The 25,291-nt window shown below is 47.7% G+C and carries 19 protein-coding genes; 7 read left to right on the top strand and 12 right to left on the bottom strand.

The features are described 5' to 3' along the window. Positions 1–521: 521 nt before the first annotated feature. Entirely contained in the window at positions 522–1,505 is a 984-nt protein-coding gene (nagZ, locus tag AC6I8Y_RS02935; protein WP_498020743.1) for a beta-N-acetylhexosaminidase, read from the bottom strand. A gap of 102 nt (positions 1,506–1,607) precedes the next feature. Between nagZ and AC6I8Y_RS02930 the strand changes: the two genes are divergently transcribed. Continuing rightward, positions 1,608–2,726 (top strand): anhydro-N-acetylmuramic acid kinase, encoded by a 1,119-nt coding sequence (locus AC6I8Y_RS02930; protein ID WP_498021428.1) that lies wholly within the window; start codon positions 1,608–1,610, stop codon positions 2,724–2,726. A gap of 8 nt (positions 2,727–2,734) precedes the next feature. Continuing rightward, positions 2,735–3,664, top strand: a complete 930-nt coding sequence (gene murQ, locus AC6I8Y_RS02925) for an N-acetylmuramic acid 6-phosphate etherase (protein WP_252013528.1) — start codon at positions 2,735–2,737, stop codon at positions 3,662–3,664. Between the two features lie 95 nt (positions 3,665–3,759). Here murQ and AC6I8Y_RS02920 read toward each other — a convergent pair whose 3' ends face one another. Beyond that, entirely contained in the window at positions 3,760–4,116 is a 357-nt protein-coding gene (locus AC6I8Y_RS02920; protein ID WP_234496120.1) for a DUF2799 domain-containing protein, read from the bottom strand. 275 nt (positions 4,117–4,391) lie between these two features. Here AC6I8Y_RS02920 and AC6I8Y_RS02915 point away from each other — a divergent pair, with 275 nt between their 5' ends. Further along, entirely contained in the window at positions 4,392–5,876 is a 1,485-nt protein-coding gene (locus tag AC6I8Y_RS02915; protein WP_252013526.1) for a carbon starvation CstA family protein, read from the top strand. Between the two features lie 218 nt (positions 5,877–6,094). Here AC6I8Y_RS02915 and AC6I8Y_RS02910 read toward each other — a convergent pair whose 3' ends face one another. The 4 genes from AC6I8Y_RS02910 to thrA form a co-directional block, all read right to left on the bottom strand. Next, positions 6,095–6,805 carry an arylamine N-acetyltransferase family protein gene (locus AC6I8Y_RS02910; RefSeq protein WP_498020742.1) on the bottom strand — a complete coding sequence of 237 codons (711 nt, stop codon included), beginning with the start codon at positions 6,803–6,805 and terminating at the stop codon, positions 6,095–6,097. A 133-nt stretch (positions 6,806–6,938) separates the two neighbouring features. Further along, entirely contained in the window at positions 6,939–8,219 is a 1,281-nt protein-coding gene (thrC, locus tag AC6I8Y_RS02905) for a threonine synthase (RefSeq protein WP_252013522.1), read from the bottom strand. Beyond that, a complete protein-coding gene (gene thrB, locus AC6I8Y_RS02900; protein WP_112459843.1) occupies positions 8,216–9,178 on the bottom strand; it encodes a homoserine kinase in 963 nt (320 codons plus the stop codon). Before thrB ends, thrC begins: the two co-directional genes overlap by 4 nt. Position 9,179: 1 nt before the next feature. Then, positions 9,180–11,639: a bifunctional aspartate kinase/homoserine dehydrogenase I gene (gene thrA, locus AC6I8Y_RS02895; protein WP_394153031.1), complete on the bottom strand. Its 2,460-nt coding sequence runs from the start codon at positions 11,637–11,639 to the stop codon at positions 9,180–9,182. Positions 11,640–12,060: 421 nt separating this feature from the next. Between thrA and AC6I8Y_RS02890 the strand changes: the two genes are divergently transcribed. Continuing rightward, positions 12,061–12,534, top strand: coding sequence for a ribonuclease regulator (locus tag AC6I8Y_RS02890; protein ID WP_498020741.1), 474 nt, complete (start codon positions 12,061–12,063; stop codon positions 12,532–12,534). An 18-nt stretch (positions 12,535–12,552) separates the two neighbouring features. Here the strand turns inward: AC6I8Y_RS02890 and AC6I8Y_RS02885 are convergent, their stop codons facing one another. Beyond that, positions 12,553–13,035: a putative 4-hydroxy-4-methyl-2-oxoglutarate aldolase gene (locus AC6I8Y_RS02885; RefSeq protein WP_128647987.1), complete on the bottom strand. Its 483-nt coding sequence runs from the start codon at positions 13,033–13,035 to the stop codon at positions 12,553–12,555. Between the two features lie 97 nt (positions 13,036–13,132). Next, entirely contained in the window at positions 13,133–13,525 is a 393-nt protein-coding gene (locus AC6I8Y_RS02880) for a DUF3293 domain-containing protein (protein WP_394153027.1), read from the bottom strand. Between the two features lie 329 nt (positions 13,526–13,854). Here AC6I8Y_RS02880 and arcA point away from each other — a divergent pair, with 329 nt between their 5' ends. Beyond that, the gene (arcA, locus tag AC6I8Y_RS02875; protein ID WP_234494490.1) at positions 13,855–14,571 is read left to right on the top strand and encodes a two-component system response regulator ArcA; all 717 of its coding nucleotides are present in this window, start codon (positions 13,855–13,857) and stop codon (positions 14,569–14,571) included. Positions 14,572–14,640: 69 nt separating this feature from the next. Here arcA and AC6I8Y_RS02870 read toward each other — a convergent pair whose 3' ends face one another. The 4 genes from AC6I8Y_RS02870 to mnmL form a co-directional block, all read right to left on the bottom strand. After that, positions 14,641–15,111, bottom strand: coding sequence for a hypothetical protein (locus AC6I8Y_RS02870; RefSeq protein WP_394153024.1), 471 nt, complete (start codon positions 15,109–15,111; stop codon positions 14,641–14,643). Next, positions 15,111–16,229, bottom strand: coding sequence for a response regulator (locus AC6I8Y_RS02865; RefSeq protein WP_498021427.1), 1,119 nt, complete (start codon positions 16,227–16,229; stop codon positions 15,111–15,113). The genes AC6I8Y_RS02870 and AC6I8Y_RS02865 overlap by 1 nt, the downstream gene beginning before the upstream one ends. 88 nt (positions 16,230–16,317) lie before the next feature. Continuing rightward, on the bottom strand, positions 16,318–17,460 hold the full coding sequence (locus AC6I8Y_RS02860) for a PAS domain-containing protein (RefSeq protein ID WP_498020740.1): 1,143 nt from the start codon (positions 17,458–17,460) through the stop codon (positions 16,318–16,320). 68 nt (positions 17,461–17,528) lie between these two features. Then, the gene (gene mnmL, locus AC6I8Y_RS02855) at positions 17,529–18,467 is read right to left on the bottom strand and encodes a tRNA modification radical SAM protein MnmL/YtqA (RefSeq protein ID WP_498020739.1); all 939 of its coding nucleotides are present in this window, start codon (positions 18,465–18,467) and stop codon (positions 17,529–17,531) included. 527 nt (positions 18,468–18,994) lie between these two features. Between mnmL and gltB the strand changes: the two genes are divergently transcribed. Next, positions 18,995–23,542, top strand: coding sequence for a glutamate synthase large subunit (gene gltB / locus AC6I8Y_RS02850; protein WP_394153022.1), 4,548 nt, complete (start codon positions 18,995–18,997; stop codon positions 23,540–23,542). Further along, positions 23,542–25,011 carry a glutamate synthase subunit beta gene (locus AC6I8Y_RS02845; RefSeq protein ID WP_128647982.1) on the top strand — a complete coding sequence of 490 codons (1,470 nt, stop codon included), beginning with the start codon at positions 23,542–23,544 and terminating at the stop codon, positions 25,009–25,011. The genes gltB and AC6I8Y_RS02845 overlap by 1 nt, the downstream gene beginning before the upstream one ends. The last annotated feature ends 280 nt before the right edge of the window (positions 25,012–25,291 follow it).

Here is a 25,291-nt window from a genome sequence, read left to right as displayed (position 1 = left end):
TCTGCACAGGAATGACGCGAGTGGTTAGTTCTTTACACTCAAAATAATCGTCATCTCTGCGTAGGCAGAGATCTACTCAACGCGCACACCAAGCCTCAAAAAGATTCCTGCCTGCGCAGGCGCACGGCCAGTGGAATGACGCGAGCTGTTAGTTCTTTACACTCAAAATAATCGTCATCTCTGCGCAGGTAGAGATCTACTCAACGCGCGCACCAAGCCTCAAGATGATTCCTGTCTATACAGGAATGACGCGAGTTGTTAGTTCTTAACACTTAAAATAATCGTCATCTCTGCGTAGGCAGAGATCTACTCAACGCGCACACCAAGCCTCAAAAAGATTCCTGCCTGCGTAGGCGCACGGCCAGTGGAATGACGCGAGTTGTTAGTTCTTTATACTAAAAATAATCGTCATCTCTGCGCAGGCAGAGATCTACTCAACGCGCGCACCAAGCCTCAAGAAGATTCCTGTCTACACAGGAATGACGCGCGTCGAGTGTTGTACTAATCCTGAAGCTGCCCCTCTAACCTTCCAGCGCCGACAGCACCTTACTATTCGCTGCTTTCCACTGAGCACTTTTCTTAAGCTCTTCTAGGTCAAAGTTTTTCTTTCTAAGCATGCGACTTGCCTTCTTCACTTTAGTAATTGGCAGATGGTCCAACACCTCAATCGTCGAGTTGCGGTTATTACACATCAAGAGCGTATCGCAGCCTGCATCGAGCGCCTGCTGGGCACGAGCTGCTGGACCGCCCATAATCGCAGCGCCTTCCATTGATAGATCATCAGAGAACACAATGCCATTAAAGCCAAGCTGTTTGCGCAGCACGTCTTTTAGCCAATAGCTTGAGCCACTCGCTGGCTTATCATCATAGTGAGGGAAAACCACGTGTGCCGGCATCATGGCATCGAGTACTCCAGCTTTGATATGAGCCTGGAAGATGCGCATATCGTCTTCAAAAATAGAGTCTCGATTATCTACTGGCGTCTCAAGGTGCGAGTCCGCGCTTACGCCGCCATGCCCCGGAAAGTGCTTACCTGTTGTCGCCATGCCCGCTGATTTCATGCCTGCCATAAAGGCGGTGGTGTACTGCACAATCGTCTGGAAGTTGTCACCAAAAGCGCGATTACCAATCGCTTTGCTTTGCTCACCTTGGTCGAGTACCGGCGCGAAGCTCAAATCAATATCATGAGCAATCAGCTCGGCAGCCATCAACCAACCTGCTTGATGTGCTAGCGCCTCGTCTTTAAGCTTGGCGTAACGAGCGGCTGGAGGAAGCAAAGTAAAGCCATCACGAAAGCGCTGTACGCGCCCACCCTCTTGATCAACACCAATCACTATGGGTTTCTTTGCCGCTTGACGGATTTGTCGATTGAGTTCAATCAGTTGCTCGGAGTCGTGGTAGTTTCTAGCAAATAGAATTAAACCACCTACGGTTGGGTGCTCCAAAATTTCACGATCTTCAGCAGTCAGCTCGTAGCCTGCCACATCAATCCATAGCGGTCCCATAATTGCTCCTCTGCAAAATTATTATCAAATGGGCATCCCCAGAGGTTATTCCTATTGTTTTTGATTTACAATAAAGCTGAGTAAAAACGGAGTAAGTTTATGATGTCAAAGGAAGCGCTGTATATTGGTATCATGTCAGGCACGAGTCTGGACGGTGTCGACACTGCGATTGTTGCCATTAAGGGTAAACAAATTCGCTTGCTAGATAGTGATTTTCTAAGTTATCCCGACACACTCAAACGTGATGTTTTGGCAATATGCCAAGGACAAGCCACCAGCCTAAAATCGATAGGTGAGCTCGACCATAAGCTGGGAAAACTCTACGCTAACGCCGTTGAGTCTTTGCTGGCCAAGTCGAGCTATAACGCCTCTGACATCACGGCGATTGGCAACCATGGTCAAACCGTCTTTCATCAGCCTGACGGCGACATCCCGTTTACGGCTCAACTAGGCGACAATAACCTTGTTGCTGCGCTCACGGGCATTGATACCATCGGTGACTTCAGACGCAAAGACATGGCTCTAGGTGGTCAAGGTGCACCCTTAGTACCTGCATTTCATCGTTACCTATTCGGCGACAGCGAATCGACGCAAGTTATTCTCAATATCGGCGGAATTGCCAATGTGTCTGTGCTTCAGCCTAATGGCGATGTGATCGGGTTTGATACCGGTCCCGGTAATGTGCTTTTGGATCATTGGTGTACTCAAGCTTTTGGGCAAGCTTTTGATAAGGATGCTCAACTCGCCAATCAGGGTATGGTTCACCATGAACTCTTAGCCCAGATGCTGAAGGACCCTTACCTAACGCGAAGCGCACCCAAGAGCACTGGGCGCGAGTACTATCATGGGCAATGGCTCGATACTCAGCGCGCTGCCATCAAACCGGGCATGAGCGATCATGACCTACTGCGCACCCTAACTGAATTTACTGCCATGACTGTCGCGGATGCCATCAAGCCTTACGGCATCGGCAACAGCCCCAAACTGCTAGTGTGTGGTGGGGGCGCTAACAACCCGATTATCATGAGCCGCCTTAGCGAACTGCTTACAAACTGGCACGTTGACTCTACCGATAGCGAAGCAATCAACGGTGACTATATGGAGTCAATGGCATTTGCTTGGCTGGCTCACTGTTTCGTTAATAAAATTCCAAGCAACCTGCCTTCGGTCACTGGCGCAAGCAAAGCCGTACCGCTGGGCGTGTTCTACCCCGCTAACTAGGACCCATTATGACAAACGACGCTTTACTTAATGCGCTCTCCCAGCTTGTGTCTGAAGGACGCAACCCAGAAACCATGGACATCGATTTGCTATCGTCTGAGCAGATATTGGTACGCATGAATCAGCAAGACAGCCTCGTTCCTTTGGCGGTTGAAAAGGTCATCCCAGACATTGCCAAGGCGGTTGATGCCATTACTGATGCTTTCAAGCAGGGCGGGCGCCTTCTCTATGTTGGAGCAGGTACCAGTGGTCGACTTGGCGTACTGGATGCTTCTGAGTGTCCACCAACCTTTGGCACTGATCCTGACATGGTGGTGGGAATTATTGCCGGTGGCAAAGATGCGATGTTTAAGGCGAAAGAAGGGGCGGAAGACGATCCTGTACTCGGTGCTCAAGATCTCAAAGATATCGCCCTATCGGATAAAGATGTCGTTGTAGGTATCGCCGCAAGTGGTCGAACGCCTTATGTTATCGGAGCCTTGGAATACACTAACGAGGTAGGCGCGACGTCCGTCGCACTATCTTGTAATCCAGCCTCTGACATAGCCAACATTGCAAACATTGCGATTAGCCCAGTTGTGGGCCCTGAAGCACTCACAGGTTCCACTCGCCTAAAGTCAGGGACAGCACAAAAACTGGTACTGAACATGCTCACGACTGCGAGCATGATTCGATTAGGAAAAAGCTACCAAAACTTAATGGTGGACGTAAAAGCCACCAACGCAAAGTTAGTAGCCCGAGCGACACGAATCGTCATGCAAGCCACAGAATGCCATAAAGAGGCTGCCTCTAAAGCACTCAAAGAAACGAACTATGACGTGAAATTATCCATATTGATGATTCTCACCGGCTTAGACAAAGCGGCTGCCGAAAAGCAGCTGATGCAGCAAGAAGGCTTTCTGCGTCGAGCTGTGGATGGCGATAACAGCAGCCAATAACTCGCGCTTTAGTCCGATTGACCGATTAGTAAACGCAAAAGGGTTAGCATGTCGCTAACCCTTTTATTGTTCATTGCTCTAATGAAGCTGCGATATTAAAAACCGCTTTGCTGAGAATAGTCAGTCCAGCCGCGCTGCCACTCCATTCGAAAACGTTGAGCTTCCGGTAAACCTTCACACGCACCGGTATAATATTGCCCAGACAAACCAATCTGATACGCAAAATCTGCATCGCAGAACTCAATAAGGCCGCGCTGATAACCCGCGTCATACTCTGAATGTACCGCTTCACCAAGCTTATTTAAATCGGAATAGCTTCGCGATAGCTGACCTCTCACGCCATCTTGATAACCGATCTGATCCCAGCTTCCTTCTTTAGCAAGATCGTCCACACCCTTAGCACAGCCAAATGCTAGTAAGCTGGTCGCAACGATGATTAGCGCTCTCATGATTTCCCTTTATGGTCGAAAAATGTCTTGCGACAACAATGCCAGTTCTGAAGCCGTTTTACCACTCTTGCTCAGTGAAAGTGACCCGCTTCACGCTTTTATTCTGCCACTCACCGCCTAAATCCGACCGCTTAGCCAACGACAAAACCACTTAACCTAGCTATTGACCACTTAATCATCTATTCCGCCACTAACCGAATAAGGCGATGTCGTGCTAATTCATCATTTTTATAATGGTTACCAGAAATTAATGTCATCACAAACTAGGGATAACAGTTATGTTGTGGTTTTTAACTTGTGTTGCAGCCTTGATCGGCGGCTACTTTATCTACGGGGCTTTCATTGAGAAGGTCTTTGGTATTAACGAAAAACGTCAAACACCTGCTCATACCAAAGCAGATGGCGTTGACTACGTTCCAATGTCAACCAAGAAAGTTTACTTGGTTCAACTACTCAACATTGCGGGTGTAGGTCCAATCTTCGGTCCTATTATGGGTGCTCTGTACGGTCCTGCTGCGATGCTTTGGATTGTTATCGGTTGTATCTTCGCAGGTGCGGTTCACGATTACTTCTCTGGTATGTTATCAGTGCGTAATGGTGGTGCATCAGTACCAACGATTACCGGTCGTTACTTAGGCAATGGCGCCAAACACTTTATGAACATTTTTGCCATCGTCCTATTGCTACTGGTTGGTGTGGTATTCGTTTCAGCACCAGCTGGTATGATTACAAACCTAGTAAACGACCAAATGGACATGTCAATGAGCATGACCACTATGGTAGTTATCATCTTCGCTTACTACATCATCGCAACGATTGTTCCAGTTGATAAGATCATTGGTCGCTTCTACCCACTGTTCGGCGCACTGCTTATCTTTATGTCTGTTGGTCTAATCACCGCAGTTGCACTGTCAAGCGAACACCAAATCATGGGTGGTTTTGAAATCAGCGACATGTTTACCAACATGAACCCGAATGACCTACCGCTATGGCCTGCACTATTCATCACCATCGCTTGTGGCGCTATCTCAGGCTTCCACGCAACTCAGTCTCCTCTGATGGCTCGTTGTATGGAAAATGAAAAGAATGGTCGCTTCGTATTCTACGGTGCGATGATTGGTGAAGGTGTTATCGCACTTATCTGGTGTGCACTAGCGCTCTCTTTCTTCGGCTCTATCGACTCTCTAGCAGAAGCAGTGAAGAACGGCGGTCCTGGTAACGTAGTTTACAGCGCTTCATTCGGTCTACTGGGTGTCTTTGGTGGTGTGCTTGCGTTCCTAGGTGTGGTTATCCTACCGATTACTTCTGGTGACACAGCGTTCCGTTCAAGCCGTCTTATCCTTGCTGAATACTTCAACATGGAGCAGAAGACACTGCGCAACCGTCTAATGATGGCTATCCCACTGTTCGTTATCGGTGGCATCCTGACTCAGGTTGACTTCGGTGTTATCTGGCGTTACTTCGGCTTCGCTAACCAAACCACGGCAGTAATGATGCTTTGGACTGCGTCGGCTTACCTACTGCGTCACAACAAGCTTCACTGGGTAACAACGGTACCTGCAGTGTTCATGACAACGGTAGTGATTACCTTCATCCTGAACAACGCTACGCTAGGCTTCGGTCTACCGATGCAGCTATCAACAATCCTTGGTATTGTATCTTCACTTTCTATCGCGGGTTACGTGATTAAGAAATCAAAAGGCAAAGGTGAGACTGACCTAGCCGACGAAGAGAAACCAACAGGTAAAACAGAGACAGCGTAAGTTATCCCTATTGCGCTAACGCTCTAACGAAAAGCCCCTTAACATCACGTTAAGGGGCTTTTATTATCAGCGCCAGTTTGCGCTCAGCTTAAATGCTCTTGTTGAACAGCCGCTTCAGAATCGCAGCCTGTTGAGGCGCCCCTACTTCGATGCCCAGTTCTCGCGCTATCACAGCAAAGTATTCATGTTCTTCGAGCTCAATAACCGACACCTCCTCTTCACCAACTCTGCATCTCACTACCCGATCGAGCAAAGTGACGCTGCCTTTTTTGAGTCGCTAGAGCTGCGGTGAGAGATTGAGTAAAAACGGTATTCGCGCTTGTGGATGTGTAGTGGTTGGCATACTCGATATCTCCCTGCCCAGCAAATGCCATATCGAGGCTATAAAGATCCATCCACCCATCTTCATTACGTCTTTGCAGCAGGTAGCCAAAGTCTTCGACTTCTACGAATCGAAACAGCTGAAAGTCGACGTGCTGCTCTACATCAACAACAAGTTTTATTGGCGCTCTTGGGGTATGAGAGCCAAAACCAACATCCACTATCCAGCGCTCTTCACCTATGGTGACCAGCGTCACTTGATGACTTCGGCCTGAGGGCTTATCGCCAAGGTGCACTCGAGCAAGCTTAGGCTCAGCTTGAAAGCCAAGAGTAGTTAAAACATCGAGAAACAGCCCGTTAACCTCAAAGCAATAGCCGCCTCGTGGATGGCTCACCAGTTTTTCAAAACGAGCTTCTTGCTTGAGGCTAATAGCACCGCCAGCAAACACATCGAAGTTTTCAAACGGAATAGCTTGATGCTGCGCCTTTTGCAGTAAAGCCAGACACACAGAATCTGCCACAAACTCGGTGGTCACTTTTCCATTATCAACGCCAGGCAGCGCCAAGCCGATTTTATCTAAGTACTGTTTCAACTGAAGTGGTGACATGCTTATTCCTGTAATTGGATACCTAACTTTTTAAAATGTAAGCCAGCTTAATACCTTAGGTTAACTTGAGGTCAAGATAAAAAAATGCCCAAGCTGTCTACTAGCTTGGGCATTGGTATTTTCGCTATTCGAGTTACTGAACTCGGCGCAATACTGCTTTTAGTGCATCGAAGTCGTTATCAAGGTCTTCTGATAACAGCTCCATTGCAGCGTGTTTTGCGAGTGGTCCTGGAAGCTCGATGTCTGACTCAAGAATATCGTCCACGACCTCTTTAAACTTCGCAGGGTGAGCAGTACACAAGAATAGACCCGTTTCACCTTCTTGAAGTTGCTCGTCCAATAGTCGGTACGCGATAGCGCCGTGTGGCTCACATAGGTAGCCTTGCGCGTTGAGATCACGCACAGATTCCGCACTTTGCTCATCCGTTACCATGCCTTTGCCTAGCGTATCCAGCCCCCAGCCTTTGATTTGGCATAGCTCTTCGATACGTGGCCAGTTGTTTGGCTGGCTTACGTCCATCGCGTTTGAAGTTGTCGCAACCGTTGGTTTAGGATCCCACTCACCCGTTTCTAGGTAGCGAGGCACCGTATCGTTAGCATTGGTTGCCGCAATGAAGCGTTTGATAGGAAGACCCAGAGCTTTCGCCAATAGACCTGCCGTTAGGTTACCAAAGTTACCACTTGGAACCGATACAACTAGGTTCTCACGCTCTTGTTTAGACATCTGAGATGCCGCTTCGAAGTAGTAACAGATCTGCGCCATCAGACGGCTGATGTTGATTGAGTTCGCCGAGTTAAGGCCAATCTCTTCACGCAGTGCTGCATCGTCAAAGGCTTGCTTAACCAGTGCCTGACAGGCATCGAAGTCGCCATTGATTGCTACTGTATGGATGTTCTTGCCTAGTGTGCAGAATAGTTTTTCCTGCAGCGGGCTGATCTTACCTTTTGGATAAAGGATAACGACGTTAATGTCTTCCATGCCGTAAAACGCGTGAGCAACCGCCGCACCCGTATCACCTGAAGTCGCAGTAAGGATGGTGATCTTGCCACCATCAGAGACTGCCGCCAAAGACTGAGCCATAAAGCGGCCACCGAAGTCTTTAAACGCTAGCGTCGGACCGTGGAAAAGCTCAAGCGCGTACACGCCATCTTTAACTTGATTGATAGGCGCTGGGAATTGGAATGCATTGTCGACCAACTCATTGACTTTCTCTGCTGGAAGCTCATCACCGATCAGCGCAGACAAAATCTTTGCGCTACGCGTGACAAAGTCTTCAGCCAACAGTGCGTCTACATCATCGAACTTTGGCAGCTCAGATGGGAAAAATAGACCTTGGTTGCGACCCAAGCCTTGGCGAACGGCTTGGCCAAACGAGACTTGCTCGTCGTTCTCTTTGATGTTGTACAGCTTCATAGCTTACTTCCTGTTACCTTCGAGCCTTGCTTGTCGAGACGACAAACATGGACGAATCCTTCGTTATTTTGTACGTAATTCTCTTCTAGCCAGCGAGCCACTCTGTCCGCGACATCTTTGTCTTTACAGATGCTGAAGAGCGTCGGGCCGCTGCCTGAAATTCCTGTTGCTAGTGCACCCGCTGTTGCAGCGTATTCACGAGCTTTGCTAAACCCTGGTAATAGCTTAGCGCGATAAGGTTCGGCGATGACATCTTTGATCATCTTCGCAGCCAACTCTGGTTGATTAGAGTGACAAGCGTGAATGAACCCAGCTAAGTGACGACCATGGGCAATGATATCTTGTCTGCGATATTGAGATGGTAGGATCTCACGCGCTTCAGCAGTCGACACCTTGATGCCAGGATAAGCCATAACCCAGTACCACTCATCAAAGCATGGTACTTCTTGGCTGATGATACCGAGCTCTTCGAGCATCAACTGCACGCCGCCTAGGTAGCAAGGTGCCACATTGTCATAATGGATGCCACCAGAAATTTGACCTTCCATCTCACCCATTAGCGCAAGAAGCTCAGTTTCATTCAGTGGATTACCGTGGAACTGATTCAAAGCATCGAGCGCAGCAACAATCGAGCAAGCGCTAGAACCCAGTCCAGAACCAATTGGCATATTCTTCTCAAGCGTCATGTAGACTGGCTTGAGTGCCACACCTTTTTTGTCTAGCTCACGCGCATAAACCTTCCAGCAATCGTAAACGATGTTCTCTTTTGGATCGCTTGGCAGCTTATCAACAAAGCTGCCTTTGGTGGCAAGGTCGAACGGCTTATCGCCCAGTCTTACCTCAACACAATCGCCAAGCAGGGTACCATCAACAGGTGATACCGCTGCGCCCAACACATCAAAGCCAACGCTTACATTGCCAATCGAGGCAGGCGCATAAACGACAACGCTATCACTCATCTTATACTCCTAGTTTCCAGCCTAACGTACGCATCACGTCAGAGAAGACGCCCGCAGCCGTCACTTCTGTACCTGCGCCGTAGCCGCGAAGTACCAGTGGGATTGGTTGATAGTAACGGCTGTAGAAGGCCAGTGCGTTCTCGCCGTCTTTGATCTTAAACATCGGGTCGTTTTCATCGACAGCTGCAATGCGAACTCGGCATTTGCCATCGGCGATCTCACCGACATAACGCAATACTTTGCCTTCTTTGGCTGCGTTTTCTACCAACTCGCTGAAGTAAGCATCAGCTTCTGGCAAACGAGCCATAAACTCATCGATAGAACCAGAATCGTCAAAGCCGGGTGGTAGGGCTTGGTCAACCTCAACATCTTCAAGCTCCAGTGCCATGCCAGCTTCACGAGCGAGAATAAGTAGCTTACGCGCGACATCCATACCCGAAAGATCGTCTCGTGGGTCCGGCTCAGTAAAGCCTTTATCTTTGGCTACATTGGTTGCTTGGCTCAGCGTTAGTCCTTCATCCAACTTACCGAAGATGAATGATAGAGAGCCAGACAGGATGCCATTGAACTTCTCAAGTTCATCACCCGCAGCAATCAGGTTCTGCAAGTTTTCGATAACCGGTAGGCCTGCACCTACTGTTGTTTCATACATCAGCTTACGGCGAGAGCTGCGAGCCACGTCGCGAAGCTGATGGTAGTAGGACATGCTAGCAGTGTTCGCTTTCTTGTTTGGCGTCACTACATGGAAGCCAGCTGCTAGGAATTCAGCGTATTGATTCGCGATGTCTTCGCTAGACGTACAATCAACCAACACTGGGTTAATGATGTGATTGCGCTGTACCAATGCAGCAAGACCCGCAACAGTGAATCGCTCACTGACATCGCCCATACGGTCGCGCCATTGCTCTAACGGAAGACCGTTACCATCAAGCAGCACACCTTTACTGTTAGCTAGACCACATACGCGGATGACGATGCCTTTTTCAGCCAGTTTCGCTTGCTGTCTTTGGATCTGATCCACCAGCTCACCACCGACGCCGCCGACACCAACGACAAATACATCTAGGAAGTGCTTAGAGTTAAATAGGTTCTCGTGACAGGCTTTGATGGCTTCAGAGATCTTATCTTCTGGGATAACGGCTGAAATCGCGCGCTCTGAAGAGCCCTGTGCAATCGCAACGATATTCACATTAACTTCTGCCAGTGATGAGAAGAATTGAGAGGCAACGCCGCGAGAAGTGCGCATACCATCACCGACTAGCGTTACGATAGCAACGTCGTCCATAAACTCTACAGGCTCTAGCAGACCATTTTTAAGTTCAAGCTCGAACGCTTCACTAAGCGCACGTTCAGCCTCTAGCTTGTCTTCTTCTTCAATACAGAAACTGATGCTGTACTCTGATGAAGACTGGGTAATAAGAACAATAGAGACACCTGCCGATGACATCGCGCCAAATACGCGGCTTGCCATACCGACCATACCCTTCATACCAGGACCTGATACGTTAACCATGATGAGGTTAGAAAGCGTAGTGATGCCTTTGATTGGCAGATTGTCTTCGCCTGTGTCCTGACCGATTAGCGTACCGGCACCCTGTGGGTTAAAGGAGTTCTTAATCAGACATGGGATATGGAACTGAGCGATAGGAGCGATGGTTTTCGGGTGCAGAACCGAAGCACCAAAGTAAGAGAGCTCCATCGCTTCTTGATAGCTTAGCGATTTCAGAAGGCGCGCATCGTCTACCAATCGAGGGTCACAGTTATAAACACCATCAACATCTGTCCAGATCTCACAGCAATCTGCTCGCAAACACGCAGCAAGTACAGCGGCAGAGTAGTCTGAACCATTACGACCTAATGTCACCAACTCCCCTTTCGCATTACCTGCTGTAAAGCCAGGCATGATGTGTACAACACCTTCAGCAAGCGGGTTAGCTTGGAAGTTTTGCGTAGAGACCTCAACATCCACCATAGCTTCTAGATGATCGCCGTTGGCAAATAGGTACTTCACAGGATCAATAAGATCAGCGGCTTGGCCTTTCGCGACAAGCACAGCCTTCATAAGCTGAATTGAGATGCGCTCACCTTTAGAGATGATGCGAGCGTTCACATGATCTGGGCATGTGCCCAACAGGCGAATACCATGGACAAACTGATGTAATTGGAACAGTGATGTTTTGACTTGGTTATCAAAATCCGTGCTGTCGATACTCGGGAGGACTTTCTTAATATCCGAGAACAACTCATTGAATGAGGTTTCTAGCTCAGAGATTTGCAGTTCAACTTCATTGTTTTTCAGTGCAGTTTCAATAACTGCCACTAACTTGTTGGTGGTTTTACCCGGTGCCGATAGCACCACAGCTAGATCTTCTTGCTGGGCATTATTAGCGATGATGTCCGCCGCTCTTAAGAAACGGTCTGCATCTGCTAACGATGAGCCTCCAAATTTTAGTACTCGCATCCTTTCCTCCCGAAATACTCAAAACAGGTAAAAAAAAGGCCCGTATCTTGGTGATACAGGCCTTGTTTTTGAATTTCTTTCGTCTACCAGCCTGCCCCAACGATAATGTCGGTAATAATAATGGTGGTGGTCATTACTACGTGCTGGCGATTAAACATAATAGGTTGTGCTTCAATTTCTGTTATGTGCTTACCCATACGTGTACCGCATTTGTTGGCGATTAGTCAATCAAAATTTGTACTTTTGTTGCTTATAGTGCGTTTTTTTCTCAAAAGCATTGAAACGAATAATGTCGCATTTATATGCAGTTAGGATCTTTATACATAACTAAATGCTATATAGTTTTACAACTTTTTGCTTAGATTCTGTGCTTTAATTAGAAATCAATAAACTATAAAAACAACAACCAAGGAGTGGTGCTATGAAAGCAGTGTCTTTATACGCTTTGCCGTTTCTGTTGTTTTGTGGTTTTTCTCTTGCGGTAGAGCTTCCAGCACTCCCATCTCAACACAGTCAATCGCCACATAATTTCTTTATGTCTTCGGGTAGCAAGTCTAGCACTGCGGACTCATTTGACGTTTGGAATATAGACAGTGGTTACTCGTATGCGGTATTTGACTCGCTCGACGTTTATATCGGTGCGCGCCTTAACAACTCAGAATTGTCCAATGACAGCGGTTTTTTGAGTGGTGTGAATTATCAGGTTTCAGATCGTATCTCGGTGAAAAGTACGCTGCGTGGTTATCAATATGAAGAGAATAATGAGACTCAAGGCGGCATGGCGGCTGAGATTTCGAGCCGAATGAGATTAACCGAAAACCTAGACGTTCACGCGACCTTTGATTTTGAAAAGGTACAACAGGGCGTAGAGGTCGGTCTAGGTTTCCGTTTCTAATCCAGTGTTACTGCAACACTAAAATTCCAGCTTTTCTTTGCTTACCAGCACACCATTCCAGTCAGAATAAATATAGTGACCAGGTTGAACAATCTGATTGTTCATCGTCAGCGTGACATTCACCTGACCCGCGCCACGTTTTTCTGTCTTAAATGGGCAAGCTGCGAGCGCTTTTACGCCAAGATCCATTTCAGACATGGCCGCCACATCGCGAATAGCGCCATTCACGATTACGCCTTCCCAGCCATTTTCAATAGCCATGATCGCCAACTGATCTCCAAGCAGTGCTTTGGCGCAAGAACCATTGCCATCAACAAAGAGTACTTTCCCTTTTCCATCGTGTCCGAGCACTTCACGCACCATTGAGTTGTCGTGATAGCAACGAACCGTCACTATCTCTCCCCAAAAGGCGGCGCGTTGTCCAAAGTTTTGCAGTGGTAAGTTCAGCAGCATCACTTTGTCTTCGTGTTGGTCACAAATATCAGGTGTGATATCTCTCATGTTTCCTCCGTGATATAGCTCAGTAGCCACAAAAAAGTGCCTGTGTCTTTAAAGAGCATGTAAAGTAAAATCCGTTTCCACCTGCCCAGTCAGGGTGCTAGTCGCACACATACTGACTCAACAAGCCTAAATTCTGTTGTGTTCGGTTCTCATCACAGGAGACCAAAAACAGTACACCATTTTCTACCCAATAGATGGCATTTTGCTCATATTTTTGCGCTAACTCACAGGCTTGCAATAAGATGATATCAACCGAAAAGCTCGCTTCAACCCAGTCAAAGCTTGGGTCACCGACGTTAACACGCCCATAGTGAAACCCTTGTAAGTCTTGCTCTAGCATTCGGTTTTTTATGCAGTTAGCTTCGTCTGAAAGCTTTTGGCTTCTGGGGTTGCAAGCCGTAATGATGGCGTAACTGCTGCATTCCCACCTACTGAGAAAACGCATCGCAATGTTTGAATAGGCACGCCAGAGTCGTGCATCAATACTCATACTATCCAAATTTTAGCCTCTGCCCAATACTATTAATATTTGTTACAAAGCGGCTATTGATTTAAATCAACAAACTGCAAGGAATTAACATTTGACCATTGTTAGCATGCTGTTAACATTATAGAATTCGCCTCAATGACATAGCAGAATAATAAGAGATTAAAGGGATTTCTCGTTTTTTGGCAACATCATGGATGGCGACGTAACACGTAACTGTTTCGATGATGGTGAGTAAAACCTCCAAGAAACATTACCTATATGTTAACTTTTTGCCTAGAATTTATTCTACTAGCGACAGAATTATCACAAGTTTAATTTAGGTACCGCCGATGCAAAGCCCGCAGATTCTTATTGTTGAAGATGAGCAAGTAACCCGTAACACCCTAAAGAGCATTTTTGAAGCAGAAGGATATGCTGTTTTCGAGGCCAGCGACGGTCAAGAAATGCACCAGGTGCTATCAGAAAACTCTGTAAACCTAGTTATCATGGATATCAACCTTCCTGGTAAGAATGGTCTACTTCTAGCGCGTGAACTACGTGAGCAAGCAAACGTTGCTCTAATGTTCCTAACAGGTCGTGACAACGAAGTAGATAAAATTCTTGGTCTAGAGATTGGTGCTGATGACTACATCACTAAACCATTCAACCCACGCGAACTGACTATCCGCGCTCGAAACCTGCTAACTCGCTCAATGAGCAACAATGCAGCGACTGAAGAGAAGCGTAGCGTAGAGAAGTACGAGTTCAACGGTTGGGTTCTAGACATCAACAGTCGTTCTCTAGTGAGCCCTAGCGGCGACAGCTACAAGCTGCCACGCTCTGAGTTCCGTGCTCTACTGCACTTCTGTGAGAACCCAGGCAAGATCCAAACTCGTGCGGATCTTCTTAAGAAGATGACTGGTCGTGAGCTCAAGCCACATGACCGTACCGTAGACGTAACTATCCGTCGTATTCGTAAGCACTTTGAATCAGTGTCTGGTACGCCAGAAATCATTGCAACGATTCACGGTGAAGGTTACCGCTTCTGTGGTGATCTAGAAGAGTAATTCACTCTTTCTTAGCCAAATAAAAAGGGACGCATCACGCGTCCCTTTTTTCATCTGCGGTGAGGCAAATCAGTAAACCGTGTCGATGTTCACCTGTTTGCTCACCAACCAAGTTTTGTTTTCACCATCGATAAGCTGCACGGCCACATCGACAGGTTTGGTGATGTTCACCTCTAGCTGCCAGTTAAAGGCGACTTCCCATTGACTCTCTGAATGGTTACGAAGCTCAAAGTCACTGCCTTCGAATTCCCATGTCATATCGCCTTGCTTAAGCACGACCTTAGACACATCCATATCAGCCGGAAGTTGGTTATCCGTACTCAGGTTCAAGGCTCCATAAAGGTTTTGCTCTTTCACCAACGCCGATGTCTCACCAATTTTTGGCATCATATCAATCCATAGGTTCGAATTGAGGCTAACAGTTTGCTGCTCGACCATCGCTGTATTGCTCGACGCCCACATAGCTGAGTCGGTTGCAGGAGATGATGCACAGCCCGCTAACGCAATAGAGAGTGCAAGTGCGGTAACAACTTTTTTCATTATGATTCCTTACTTTCCAACCACGATTTTAGTATCTGAATATCATTTTGATATTCGTTTTTAATCTCTTCAACCCAATCTTCGATATTTTCCCACCATGCCGGCAGTTCTGGGGATTGAGCTTTTTGTGCAATAGACTGAATACGCTTCAAACCGATAGACCCGGCTGCACCTTTGATCTTGTGCGCCTCAGAGGCAATACCTGGCTGGTCTTTGGCGGTCATGTTTGAGTCTAGGATCTCAATGTAGCCTGGCATCATATCTTCGAACATAGTGATGCTATCAAGCACGGGTTTACTGCCAACAATATCGACATACGACTCCAGCATGTCTAAATCTAACAAACGAGTAAATACTTCATTATTGATGTTCGATTCCACTGCAACCTCCTGCGGTGTTTCCTCTGTTTGCTCTTCCTCACCATGGAATTTATTAATGACTTCCGTCAGTGCTTTCACACTAAGCGGCTTACTAATGGCATCATCCATTCCCTTGGTAAGATATTCTTGTTTGTCCTTAAGAACGTTCGCTGTTAGTGCCACCAATGGCGGTAGGGTTTGATAGCGCTCTCTGAAACCTTGGGCAACATCAAATCCAGTCATATCCGGCAGTTGTATATCGAGTAGCGCAAGATCGTAATCACCCGGTTTGAAGTCAGCCATCGCCTCCTCGCCACTCATCGCCACTTCTACCGTATGCCCCAAACTCTCGAGTAGAGAGCGAGCAACGGTAATATTAAGCTCGATGTCCTCAAGCAAGAAAATACGCAGACTGCCTTGGCGTTTCACTTCAACCGGTGCTAATTGCACCTCGTCCGCGCAAGGCACGTTGATCGTAACAGTAAAGGTGCTCCCAAAGCCTTCTTCACTGTCGACGGTGATATCGCCGTCCATCATTTTGATCAGTTGTTTGGATACGGCAAGACCGATACCGGTTCCCACCGCGTGTAAGTTGTCTTTGCCCGATTTCACTTGGTAGTACATAGCAAAGATCTTATCGAGCTCTTTTTGCGGAATACCGATACCAGTATCTTCAATCTCTATGGTGATATGGGCGCGATTGTCTTCAACATCGGCGCTGATCGTCATGACTACGCCACCTTGCTTGGTGAACTTCATTGCGTTGCTCACCAGGTTCCAGATAACCTGACGCAGTCGCGTAGCATCCACGACTACCCCTTCAGGTAGATCCGTGAGTCGTTCCAGATCAAAGCGCAGCCCTTTTTTGCTCGGCCATCAATCCAGAGATACTCTCGAGCTCGGCGACGAAATCTTCGAAATTTAGTGGTTCGGGGAAGAGCTCGAGCTTGCGCCTATCAAACTTATCCATATCGATAATGTCGTTAAAGATATGACCCAGAGTAATCGCACTGACATTGATGGTTTGTAGCTGCTTGCGCTGCTCGTGGTTAAGCTGTCCATCCAGCAGCATACGACTCAAGCCAACAATGCCGTTAAGTGGCGTTCGCAGCTCGTGGCTAATGGTAGAGATAAAGGTTGTCTTATCTCGACTCGCTTTCTCCAGCGACTCTGCGTGACGCTTACGCTCCGTAATGTCACGCCCAAAGCCAACCAAGCCCAAGTGACGGCCATCTTTACTGTAAAACGGCACCTTACGAAGCTCGTAGAAGCATTTTTTACCGTCTGGATACTCAAGCCACTGCTCATAGGTGAGGGCTTGGTTATCCCCCATCACCTTGTGATCGGTCTCCACAACTTGTTTGGCGATCTCTTCTGAATAGACATCCCAAGGCGTGAGGCCAACCAAGTCTTGCTCTTTGCGCCCCGTAAGCACTTCCATTGCTTTGTTACAGCCAGAGAACACCCCTTCGGCATTACGATAGTAAATAAGGTCTGGAGAGGCATCGATAAACGAGCGCAGCAAAGCCGTACGCTCTGCCAGCTCTAGTTGAGTACGTTCACGTTGAAAGACTTCGTTTTCAAGATCTTTCATTGCTTCTTCACGAGCTTCCTCGGCTTTTTGCCTCTCTTCGATCTCTTGGTTGAGCTTGCGGATGTTTTGCTGAAGCTTGTGGTTAAGATCTTGGTCGCGTGAACGCATTTCTTTGAGTTTGGAAACCATCTTAGCAAGGCGCTGACGAGACTCTTCGAGTTGGTCGACCACTACAGAGAGAAAGTACACCGCCCAAGGGGTAATCAATAGACCAAAAAACACTGAGCGAACAATATCGATATCATCGACACGCCCATTTAGAACAAGGGTGATTCCAACCTGAACGACAACAGCCAGTGCGACTAGCGCCAACGCCAATATAATAGAGAAGCGAACAATACCGAGTCTCACCAACAGGTCGACATAGTATTGCGCGAGATTTTTGATGGGTTTCATTCAGCACTCCGTGCGTTACAACTGGGCTAAGTCTATCACTAAGCCCAAGTTTGCACACGGAAGGCGAATTATTTGAGAACAGGTTTGTGATAAATAAACGGATTCTCAGTCAGCGCGCCCTGAGCACCTTGTGTCGTCAGAGTCCGACCCAGTTCTGTCATCGCCAGCCAGCGGTTTTCACACCACAATGGAGACAACAAAGTTGGACGTCGCGCAGATGATGAAACTCGGTGATACACAATCTCAGCAGGCGTTCTACGAATCATTTCACTGGCTACATCGAGATAAAACTCCAATGTTGGTGCTTCCAAACGCCCCGCTCGCCACGCCTTCGCCATGGTGCTCCCTTCAACGATATGAAGACCATGCAGCTTGATACCATCGGTACCTGTCGCAAGTACTTTCTCTAAGGTCTCAAGGTTGTCTTGTTTGGTTTCATTCGGAAGGCCGACAATTAAGTGCGTACACACCTTAATGCCAAGCGCGCGAGCGCGTTTGGTGATCTCGTCGTAAACTGCAAAATCGTGACCACGATTAATACGCTTAAGTGTTTGGTCGTTGGCGGTTTGCAAGCCAAGCTCGAGCCAGATTTCATAGCCCTGCGTTACATAACCCGCTAACAATTCAAGAACGGAATCGGGCACACAGTCCGGGCGCGTGCCGACACACAAACCGACGATGTCGGCGTACTTAAGCGCTTCTTCATACATGTTCTTCAGTACTTGCACTTCGGCATAGGTGCTGGTGTAAGCCTGAAAATACGCCAGATATTTCTTGGCACGTTTAACCTCACCCGCTCGATCAGTCAATTGCTCGTGGATAGACTGGATCTGGGTCTCTTCGCTTGCGAAAGAGGCCACATTGCAGAATGTGCATCCGCCACGGCCAATCGTGCCATCGCGGTTTGGGCAGCTAAAGCCGCCGTGCAGGGTTAGTTTGTGAACCTTTTCTCCATATCGACGCTGAAGATCTTGTCCAATGGTGTTCACCAACTCATGTAATTGCATTGCTCAAAAAACCTACTAATAAGAATGAATCTCACTCTAATTCGTGAAACTTAATTACATCCCTGCAAAAGAAAACCATGAATAGTAGCAACGAGCCTGTGAATAGCGCTTAACTAAAATCAATAAATATGCATAAAAACAAGCAAAAAACCGCAAATGTTGCGGTTATGTTATGAATTATATTCAAAACAAGATAAAAAAAATGTGTAACAGACGTAAGTTTCGTTGGAATTACACAGAACAAAATTGTAGGATACTTACACAATTCTGCTGTATTTGCCGTTTTTATTACAGCATGAATTAGTAGATAAAAGGTCGATATTCTACTCCCACCAACAGATTCCACTAGATTGTGGAACGTAGACATTGAATATCACCACGGAATGTTTTTCTCGCAACACATTTCCTGCGAGATGCAGAATGGACTCGAACACTGCCCCCTCTGGCAGTCAAGAATCAAAATTACAAAGGACAAGACGCAATCACACACTCTAGTTGCGTCTAGATTTAACTGGAAGGAAGTATCTATGGTAGATAGAGAGCAGAATACACAGGGTCTGTATACTCCAGAATTGGAGCATGACGCTTGTGGTATCGGTTTTGTTGCTCACCTAAAAAACCGTAAATCTCACGAAGTAGTGACTCAAGCCCTGGATATGCTAGCGCGTATGGAACACCGTGGCGGTCAAGGTTGTGACCCATGCAGCGGTGATGGTGCAGGTATCCTACTTCAAAAGCCACACGAGTTTCTGTTAGAAGAGAGCGTGAAGCTTGGCATTAAACTGCCATCTTTTGAGAAGTACGGTGTCGGTGTGGTGCTATTCCCTAAAGACGAGCACAAACGCGCGCAATGTCGTGACATCCTAGAGCGCAATGCTAAGCGTCTAGACCTAGAAGTCATTGGCTACCGTGTACTGCCAACCGACAACTCAATGATCGGTGCAGACCCACTAAGCACTGAGCCACAATTTGAGCACGTTTTTGTAACCGGCGGCCCTGGTTGCACGCCAGAAGAGCTTGAGCGCAAGCTGTACGTTCTTCGTAACTACACAGTTCGTGTATGTCTAGAAAGCGTGTCAAATATTGGCGATGACTTCTACATCAACTCTATGTCTTACAAGACACTTGTCTACAAGGGTCAGCTAACGACAGAGCAAGTACCTCAGTACTTCTTAGATCTACAAAATCCAACGATGGTGACGGCTCTGGCTCTCGTTCACTCTCGTTTCTCTACCAATACTTTCCCGAAATGGCGCTTAGCGCAGCCTTTCCGTTACATTGCCCACAACGGTGAAATCAACACAGTTCGCGGTAACTTGAACTGGATGAAGGCACGCGAAGCGATCATCGAATCTGACTTGTTCACTCAAGCAGAAATCGACATGCTGCTCCCTATCTGTCAAGAAGGTAGCTCGGATTCATCAAACTTCGACATGGCACTAGAGCTCCTAGTTCTTTCTGGTCGTAGCCTGCCACATGCACTAATGATGATGATCCCTGAAGCATGGCAAGAAAACAAAAACATGGATCCAACACGTCGTGCGTTCTATCAGTACCACGCGAACGTTATGGAACCATGGGATGGCCCAGCATCGGTGTGTTTCACTGACGGTGTTCAGGTAGGTGCAACGCTTGACCGTAACGGTCTGCGTCCATCTCGTTATACCGTGACTAAAGATGACTTCCTAGTGATGGCATCGGAATCTGGTGTTGTCGACATTGAACCAGAGAACGTAGAGTTCCGTGGTCGTCTACAGCCAGGCCGTATCTTTGTTGCTGACCTAGAACAAGGTCGCATCATCTCTGATGAAGAAGTGAAAGATGGCATCGCAAGTGCTCAGCCATACCAGAAATGGGTGGAAGAGAACCTGCTTAGCCTGAAGAAACTTCCAGATGCGAGCAACGAATTCAGCCAACCTTCTCCAGAGAAGCTACTGCACAAACAGCAAGCGTTTGGTGTTAGCTCAGAAGAAGTGAACGAAATCATCGTACCTATGGCGAAAGATGGCAAAGAGCCACTCTCTGCAATGGGTGCCGACTGGCCACTAGCGATCCTTTCACACCAGTCACAACATCTATCTAACTACTTTAAGCAGCTTTTTGCTCAGGTTACCAACCCACCAATCGATCCGATTCGTGAGCGTATGGTAATGTCTCTGAACACTTACCTAGGTAAGGATCAGAACCTACTGACTGAGTCTCCAGAGCACTGTCAAAAAGTTGAGCTTGAGTCTCCAGTTCTGTCTAACTCTGAACTTGAGAAGCTACGTGCTATCGATAATGAGCACCTGCAAGCGAAAACTCTGGATATCGTTTTCCAAGCAAGTGAAGACGAAGGCAAGCTAGAGCGAGCACTGAAACGTATCTGCCAATACGCAGAAGACGCGGTTATCGATGGTTACTCAATCATCTTGCTAACTGACCGTGCTATCAACTCTAACCACGCAGCTATCCCAGCAATGTTGGCGGTCGGTGCCGTTCACCACCACCTAATCCGCAAGGGCTTGCGTGCTAAGTGTGACATCGTGGTAGAAACGGGTGACGCACGTGAAACGCACCACTTTGCAACGCTAGTGGGCTACGGCGCGAACGCAGTGAACCCATACCTAGTTATCGAAACTATGGTTGAGCTACAGCGCACTAAGAAGCTAGACCCTGAAACCAGTATCTCTGAGCTATTTGAGAACTACCGTAAGTCTATCAACGGCGGTCTTCTGAAGATCTTCTCGAAGATGGGTATCTCAACACTGCAGTCATACCACGGCGCACAGATCTTTGAAGCACTTGGTATCAGCAAATCAGTCGTAGAGAAATACTTCACGGGTACGGTTTCTCGTATCCAAGGTCTCACCATTGACGACATCGCTAAAGAAGTACTGATCCGTCACCGTGTTGGCTTCCCAACGCGTGAGATCCCAGTACAAGTTCTTGATGTTGGCGGTGTTTACCAATGGAAACAGCGTGGTGAGAAGCACCTGTTCAACCCAGAAACTATCTCGCTACTGCAACAGTCAACTCGCAACAAAGACTACGCTCAGTTTAAGCAATACGCGAAAGCGGTTGATGACCAAGGCGACAACGCAGCAACACTGCGCAGCCAGCTAGACTTTGTTAAGAACCCAGCAGGTTCGATTCCTTTAGAAGAAGTTGAGCCAATTGAAAGCATCCTTAAGCGTTTCGCAACAGGTGCAATGTCGTTCGGTTCTATCTCGTACGAAGCTCACTCTACTCTTGCTGTTGCGATGAACCGCATTGGCGCTAAGTCGAACTCAGGCGAAGGTGGTGAAGACCCAGCTCGTTTCGAACGTAAAGAAAACGGCGATTGGGAACGCTCTGCTATCAAGCAGGTTGCATCAGGTCGCTTTGGTGTGACTTCTTACTACCTAACTAACTCTGAAGAAATTCAGATCAAGATGGCACAGGGTGCGAAGCCAGGCGAAGGTGGTCAGCTACCAGGTGATAAAGTCGATGACTGGATCGGTGCGACTCGTCACTCAACTCCAGGGGTTGGTCTAATTTCTCCACCGCCACACCACGATATCTACTCAATCGAAGACTTGGCTCAGCTGATCTACGACTTGAAGAATGCGAACCGTGCTGGTCGTGTGAACGTGAAACTGGTATCGGAAGCAGGCGTTGGTACTATCGCCTCGGGTGTAGCGAAAGCGAAAGCGGACGTGGTCCTTATTGCTGGCTTCGATGGCGGTACCGGTGCGTCACCAATGTCTTCAATCCGCCACACTGGTCTTCCTTGGGAGCTAGGTTTGGCAGAAACACACCAAACGCTTCTGAAGAACGGTCTACGTAACCGTATCGTGGTTCAATCTGATGGTCAGATGAAAACGCCACGTGACCTTGCCGTTGCGACTCTGCTAGGTGCTGAGGAATGGGGTGTGGCAACAGCCGCTCTGGTTGTTGAAGGCTGTATCATGATGCGTAAGTGTCACAAGAACACCTGTCCTGTTGGTATCGCAACGCAAAACAAGACGCTACGTGAGCGCTTTGATGGCCGCGTAGAAGACGTTGTGACCTTCTTCCAATACATGGCTGAAGGCCTACGTGAAGTAATGGCAGAGCTTGGCTTCCGCACTATCGATGAGATGGTGGGTCAGTCTCAGAAACTGAAAATCCGCGACGACATCGCTCACTGGAAATACAAGAACCTCGACCTATCGCCAGTTCTACACATCGAGCAGGCGCGTGAAGAAGACGGTGTTTACAACCAGACAGAGCAAAACCATAACCTAGAAGAGGTTCTGGACCGTAAGTTGATTCAAGCGGCTATCCCAGCACTTGAGAAGGGTGAAGCGGTCAACGCTGAGTTCCCAATCATCAACACGGATCGCTCTGCAGGTACCATGCTGTCGAACGAAATCTCTAAAGTGTACAAAGACCAAGGTCTACCAAAGCCAATGAACGTCAAGTTTAACGGCAGTGCTGGTCAGTCATTCGGTGCTTTCCTTGCTAAGGGCGTGAAGTTCGAAGTGGAAGGTGATGCGAACGATTACTGGGGTAAAGGTCTCTCTGGCGGTACGCTAGTACTGTACCCAGATGCGAAATCAAGCATCGTTGCAGAAGACAACATCGTTGTTGGTAACGTTTGTTTCTATGGTGCAACGTCGGGTGAATCTTACATCCGCGGTATGGCCGGTGAGCGCTTCTGTGTTCGTAACTCTGGCGCGAAAGTTGTGGTTGAAGGCGTGGGTGACCACGGCTGTGAATACATGACTGGCGGTGTGGCGGTTATCCTTGGTTCAACAGGTCGTAACTTTGCTGCTGGTATGAGTGGTGGTGTGGCGTATGTTTGGGATAAAGCAGGTGACTTTGAAACCAAGCTAAACCCAGAATTGGTCGACCTAGATCCAATCGAACAAGAAGATCGCGAACTACTACTAGACATGCTGACTAAGCATGTGGAGTTCACAGGAAGTGAAGTCGCTCAGTCGTTCTTAGACAACTTTGAAGCAAGCATTGCATCGCTGGTTAAAGTCATGCCACGCGACTACAAAGCAGTGCTACTAAAGCGCAAAGCAGAAGCTGAGCAAGCTCAAACGGAAGAAGTGGAGGCAGTATAATGGGTAAGCCTACTGGATTTTTAGAACATGGTCGCGAGCTTCCAGGGAAGCTCGACCCAGCGGTTCGTATTGAAGACAACAAAGAGTTCGTTCTTAACGAAGAGTTTGGCGATAAGATCAACACTCAGGCTTCTCGTTGTATGGATTGTGGTGTACCTTTCTGCCACAACGGTTGCCCAATCGGCAACATCATCCCTGAGTTCAACGATGCTGTGTATCGTGATAGCTGGGAAGAAGCTTGGCGCATCCTAAGCACGACAAACAACTTCCCAGAGTTTACAGGTCGTGTGTGTCCTGCTCCGTGTGAAAGTGCCTGTGTACTTGGGATTAACCAAGACCCGATCACTATCTGTAATATTGAGAAAACGATTGTTGAAACAGCTTACCGTGAAGGCTACGCGAAACCTAAAACGCCGCGCTCTCGCACGGGTAAAACTGTCGCTATCATAGGTTCAGGTCCTGCAGGTCTATCTGCAGCTGAGCAGCTAAACAGCGCAGGTCACTCGGTAACTGTATTCGAGCGTGACGAGAAAGTGGGTGGTCTACTACGCTTTGGTATCCCTGACTTTAAACTGGGCATGGATATCATTGACCGTAAAATCAATCTAATGGCAGAAGCGGGTATTGAGTTCAAAGTAAACCAGCACATTGGTGTTGATGTTAACGCTGCTCAGCTTCGTCAAGAGTATGATGTTGTACTACTAACAGGTGGCTCTACCGTTCCTCGTGACCTACCGGTTCCAGGACGTGAGCTAAACGGCGTTCACTTTGCAATGGAATTCCTAGCGCAAAACAACCGCCGTGCTAACGACATGGATCTTAAAGGTGAAGAAATTCACGCTAAAGATAAGCATGTTGTGGTTATCGGTGGTGGTGATACAGGCTCTGACTGTGTGGGCACCTCGAACCGTCATAAAGCCGCAAGCGTTACTCAGGTAGAAATCATGCCGATTCCACCAGAAAAACGTCCTGCTAACATGCCATGGCCGCAATACCCGATGATCATGAAGACCACAACTTCTCACGAAGAAGGCTGTGACCGTCATTGGAACATCTTGACCAAAGAGTTTATCGGTAACGATGAGGGCCAAGTAACGGGTCTTCGTATTGCAGATATCGTTTGGAAAGATGCCGCTCCAGGTGAGCGCCCAAGCTTTGAAGAAGTTGCTGGCTCTGAGCGCGTAATCCCATGCGACATGGCGTTCCTAGCAATGGGCTTCCTACACCCAGAGCCAACGGGTGTTCTAGCTCAGCTTGATATCAAACTGGATGAGCGTGGTAATGTTGCTGCGGAAAACTTCCAGACTAACCAACAAGGTGTATTTGCTGCAGGTGACATGCGCACAGGCCAATCTCTGGTCGTACGCTGTATCAACGAAGGTCGCGAGTGTGCGCGTGCCATCGATGAGTACCTAATGGGCAACACAAACCTTGAAGCGAAAGCAGATTCATTAATGCTTTCAGCTTAAAGGCAGACTGTCTAGTTACACGGATAAGTAACTAACAGCATTCCTTCCGAATTTGGCCAGCTTATGCTGGCCTTTTTTATCTCCCACAAAACCCTCCATGTAGCGCAAAAAGTCTAGTGCCACTGACGGTGCGCCTCCTTAAATTTGTTAACTTTCTCACTTTTTACGAGACAAGCCTTTGTTCTTCAAGCAGATAATTCGTTTGATTTTCCGCAACATACACAACAAATTCCTGAAAACTTGACCTTTATTGCCATAACCTATACGTTGTGAAGTTCGT

It is taken from the genome of Vibrio sp. KUL78, from assembly GCF_059725505.1.
Note: the sequence above shows the minus strand (reverse complement) of the source record. Positions and strands in the feature narration are given on the sequence as shown.

What these genes read in the sequence shown, in the direction of transcription:
- AC6I8Y_RS02880 (WP_394153027.1), bottom strand. Translation starts at nt 13,525, where the DNA reads ATGAGTATTGATGCACGACTCTGGCGTGCCTATTCAAACATTGCGATG.
- thrC (WP_252013522.1), bottom strand. Translation starts at nt 8,219, where the DNA reads ATGAAGCTGTACAACATCAAAGAGAACGACGAGCAAGTCTCGTTTGGC.
- thrA (WP_394153031.1), bottom strand. Translation starts at nt 11,639, where the DNA reads ATGCGAGTACTAAAATTTGGAGGCTCATCGTTAGCAGATGCAGACCGT.
- AC6I8Y_RS02860 (WP_498020740.1), bottom strand. Translation starts at nt 17,460, where the DNA reads ATGAAACCCATCAAAAATCTCGCGCAATACTATGTCGACCTGTTGGTG.
- arcA (WP_234494490.1), top strand. Translation starts at nt 13,855, where the DNA reads ATGCAAAGCCCGCAGATTCTTATTGTTGAAGATGAGCAAGTAACCCGT.
- nagZ (WP_498020743.1), bottom strand. Translation starts at nt 1,505, where the DNA reads ATGGGACCGCTATGGATTGATGTGGCAGGCTACGAGCTGACTGCTGAA.
- AC6I8Y_RS02915 (WP_252013526.1), top strand. Translation starts at nt 4,392, where the DNA reads ATGTTGTGGTTTTTAACTTGTGTTGCAGCCTTGATCGGCGGCTACTTT.
- AC6I8Y_RS02865 (WP_498021427.1), bottom strand. Translation starts at nt 16,229, where the DNA reads ATGAAGTTCACCAAGCAAGGTGGCGTAGTCATGACGATCAGCGCCGAT.
- AC6I8Y_RS02870 (WP_394153024.1), bottom strand. Translation starts at nt 15,111, where the DNA reads ATGAAAAAAGTTGTTACCGCACTTGCACTCTCTATTGCGTTAGCGGGC.
- thrB (WP_112459843.1), bottom strand. Translation starts at nt 9,178, where the DNA reads ATGAGTGATAGCGTTGTCGTTTATGCGCCTGCCTCGATTGGCAATGTA.
- gltB (WP_394153022.1), top strand. Translation starts at nt 18,995, where the DNA reads ATGGTAGATAGAGAGCAGAATACACAGGGTCTGTATACTCCAGAATTG.
- AC6I8Y_RS02910 (WP_498020742.1), bottom strand. Translation starts at nt 6,805, where the DNA reads ATGTCACCACTTCAGTTGAAACAGTACTTAGATAAAATCGGCTTGGCG.
- AC6I8Y_RS02885 (WP_128647987.1), bottom strand. Translation starts at nt 13,035, where the DNA reads ATGAGAGATATCACACCTGATATTTGTGACCAACACGAAGACAAAGTG.
- murQ (WP_252013528.1), top strand. Translation starts at nt 2,735, where the DNA reads ATGACAAACGACGCTTTACTTAATGCGCTCTCCCAGCTTGTGTCTGAA.
- AC6I8Y_RS02845 (WP_128647982.1), top strand. Translation starts at nt 23,542, where the DNA reads ATGGGTAAGCCTACTGGATTTTTAGAACATGGTCGCGAGCTTCCAGGG.
- mnmL (WP_498020739.1), bottom strand. Translation starts at nt 18,467, where the DNA reads ATGCAATTACATGAGTTGGTGAACACCATTGGACAAGATCTTCAGCGT.
- AC6I8Y_RS02890 (WP_498020741.1), top strand. Translation starts at nt 12,061, where the DNA reads ATGAAAGCAGTGTCTTTATACGCTTTGCCGTTTCTGTTGTTTTGTGGT.
- AC6I8Y_RS02930 (WP_498021428.1), top strand. Translation starts at nt 1,608, where the DNA reads ATGTCAAAGGAAGCGCTGTATATTGGTATCATGTCAGGCACGAGTCTG.